Origin of the sequence: Wolbachia endosymbiont of Glossina morsitans morsitans, assembly GCF_000689175.1 — a bacterium.
GTDB classification, from domain to species: Bacteria; Pseudomonadota; Alphaproteobacteria; order Rickettsiales; family Anaplasmataceae; genus Wolbachia; species Wolbachia pipientis.
Genome location: NZ_AWUH01000118.1, coordinates 1 through 2,855, shown reverse-complemented (window position 1 = coordinate 2,855; position 2,855 = coordinate 1). Strand labels below are relative to the sequence as shown.

At 36.8% G+C, this 2,855-nt stretch carries 2 protein-coding genes and 1 pseudogene; 2 read left to right on the top strand and 1 reads right to left on the bottom strand.

Translation table 11 applies throughout. The features are described from left to right. Nucleotides 1-373, bottom strand: a pseudogene (locus WGMM_RS02865) (YgfZ/GcvT domain-containing protein); the annotation flags it as partial. 167 nt (nt 374-540) lie between these two features. Between WGMM_RS02865 and WGMM_RS02860 the strand changes: the two are divergent. Next, nucleotides 541-822 carry a co-chaperone GroES gene (locus WGMM_RS02860; RefSeq protein WP_240991885.1) on the top strand — a complete coding sequence of 94 codons (282 nt, stop codon included), beginning with the start codon at nt 541-543 and terminating at the stop codon, nt 820-822. Nucleotides 823-922: 100 nt separating this feature from the next. Next, on the top strand, nt 923-2,572 hold the full coding sequence (gene groL / locus WGMM_RS02855; protein ID WP_038249742.1) for a chaperonin GroEL: 1,650 nt from the start codon (nt 923-925) through the stop codon (nt 2,570-2,572). Nucleotides 2,573-2,855 lie beyond the last annotated feature (283 nt).

The following is a 2,855-nucleotide window of genomic DNA, read 5'->3' as shown; positions in this document are numbered from 1 at the left end:
TGTGCCTTGGATCTTGAAAAATAACTTGTGACTTACTACTACACTCCGCCAACTTAGTATTAAACAAAACCCCAACCTTATATAGTGTACTAACGTCTTTAATCTTTACCCTCAAATAAGTTTTAAGTAAATCTAGTTTCTCGATTATTTGCTGCAAGTGCATGTTTTCGCACTCCAAGAGGGTGTATTTACCATATTCAATAAGAAAAAAATCATATAGATATTTTCCCTGAGGGCTAAGCAATAAAGAGTAAATGGCTTTTTGGCTATCCAACTTATTAATATCATTGGTTATAATACCCTGCAGAAAATCTCTAGTGTCAGGCCCATATAGCACTATCACACCACGACTTAAAAATGGTATATAACTCATGAAATCTCTACAAATAAATCTAAATTTTATTATATAACATTAGGCTCTTTTAGAAACTGCTTTTGGCGTGCATATTTTACATGCTCCAGCCCTTGAAATCTAACTTACGAGTATATATATATGAGCTTGTAAGTTAATTTGTTGATGAGGAAAAACAAATGTCAAGTATAAGTTTAAATGTATTAGATGATAGCGTGCTGATCAGGCCTATTAGCGAAGAAAAGCAAGGTGGAATTGTGCTTCCATCAAGTGCTGAAAAGAAACCTACTAAAGGTGAAGTTATAGCAATTGGTGAAGGTTCACGCAATTCAAGTGGCGAGCGCGTAACTTTAACTGTGAAAGCTGGTGATAAAGTGTTCTATCGCCAATGGGCTGGTACAGAAATAGAACATAATAATGAGAAGCTTGTCGTGATGAAGGAATCCGATATACTTGCTGTCATTAAGTAGCAGTCTTTATTTTACTAAACTGAAACAAAGCGCAACATAGCGCATTGTAAATGGTTTTATTATAGTTTTCTAAATTTTTTATTAACAAGAGGTGATAAAAATGACTAATGTAGTAGTATCAGGTGAGCAGTTACAAGAAGCCTTTCGTGAAGTCGCAGCAATAGTGGATTCAACGGTAGCAATAACTGCAGGACCTAGAGGAAAAACAGTAGGGATTAATAAGCCCTATGGAGCACTAGAAATTACAAAAGATGGTTACAAGGTGATGAAGGGTATCAAGCCTGAAAAACCATTAAACGCTGCGATAGCAAGCATCTTTGCACAGAGTTGTTCTCAATGTAACGACAAAGTTGGTGATGGTACGACAACGTGCTCAATACTAACTAGCAACATGATAATGGAAGCTTCAAAATCAATTGCTGCTGGAAACGATCGTGTTGGCATTAAAAACGGAATACAGAAGGCAAAAGATGTAATATTAAAGGAAATTGCGTTAATGTCTCGTACAATTTCTCTAGAGAAAATAGACGAAGTGGCACAAGTTGCAATAATCTCTGCAAATGGTGATAAGGATATAGGTAACAGTATCGCTGATTCCGTGAAAAAAGTTGGAAAAGAGGGTGTAATAACTGTTGAAGAGAGTAAAGGTTCAAAAGAGTTAGAAGTTGAGCTGACTACTGGCATGCAATTTGATCGCGGTTATCTCTCTCCGTATTTTATTACAAATAATGAAAAAATGATCGTGGAGCTTGATAATCCTTATCTGTTAATTACAGAGAAAAAATTAAATATTATTCAACCTTTACTTCCTATTCTTGAAGCTATTGTTAAATCTGGTAAACCTTTGGTTATTATTGCAGAGGATATTGAAGGTGAAGCATTAAGCACTTTAGTTATCAATAAATTGCGTGGTGGTTTAAAAGTTGCTGCAGTAAAAGCTCCAGGTTTTGGTGACAGAAGAAAGGAGATGCTCGAAGACATAGCAACTTTAACTGGTGCTGAGTACGTCATAAAAGATGAACTTGGAATCAAGATGGAAGATCTCACGCTTGATGATCTTGGTACGGCTAAAAATGTTAAAATTACTAAAGATAATACCACAGTTGTCAGCGAAAATAGCGATTCTGACAGTGTGAAAGCTAGAGTCGAGCAGATTAAATCTCAAATTGAAACTTCAACTTCTGATTATGATAAAGAAAAGCTAAGAGAACGTTTAGCGAAATTATCGGGTGGCGTTGCTGTGCTCAAAGTTGGTGGAGCAACTGAAGTGGAAGTTAAAGAACGTAGAGATAGAGTCGAAGATGCGCTGCATGCAACAAGAGCTGCAATTGAAGAAGGTATAGTTCCAGGTGGTGGGGTTGCGCTTCTTTATGCTTCATCTGTTCTCGACAAATTAAAAGGCGCAAGTGACGAGGAACAAATAGGCATAAACATTATCAAGAAAGTTCTCAGTGCTTCAATTAGAAGGTTAGTCAAAAATGCTGGTCTTGAATCTGCTGTTATAATTGACTATTTGATTAAGCAGAATGATAAAGAGCTTATATACAACGTTGAGGCTATGAATTATGCTAATGCGTTTACAGCTGGTGTGATTGATCCAGCAAAAGTGGTGCGTATTGCTTTTGAAACAGCGGTATCTGTTGCGAGTGTGCTGATAACTACTGAATCTATGATAGTTGATGTACCAAGCAAAGAAAATGCTTCATCTCCTATGGGTGCAGGAGAAATGAGTGGCATGGGTGGATTCTAAGTAGAATGGAACCGTGGAGCAATTGCTCCACGGTAGTTCCAAAAAATCTCACATTTTACTATTCGTTAAAGGTAATACGTTTGGTGCAGAAATGCACTACTGTTTGCATCCGTTTCACTCCTTTATACTGTGGTTGTCTAATAACAAAAAGGCAGCATAAGAAAACTATAACCACTAGTATATTTATACTATAGCTGATCCAAGCAACACGTCATACCGCGATTCATTCCACAACTGTACGAACATTACAATATGGCACATAGTAAACGATGTCATGAAAGTA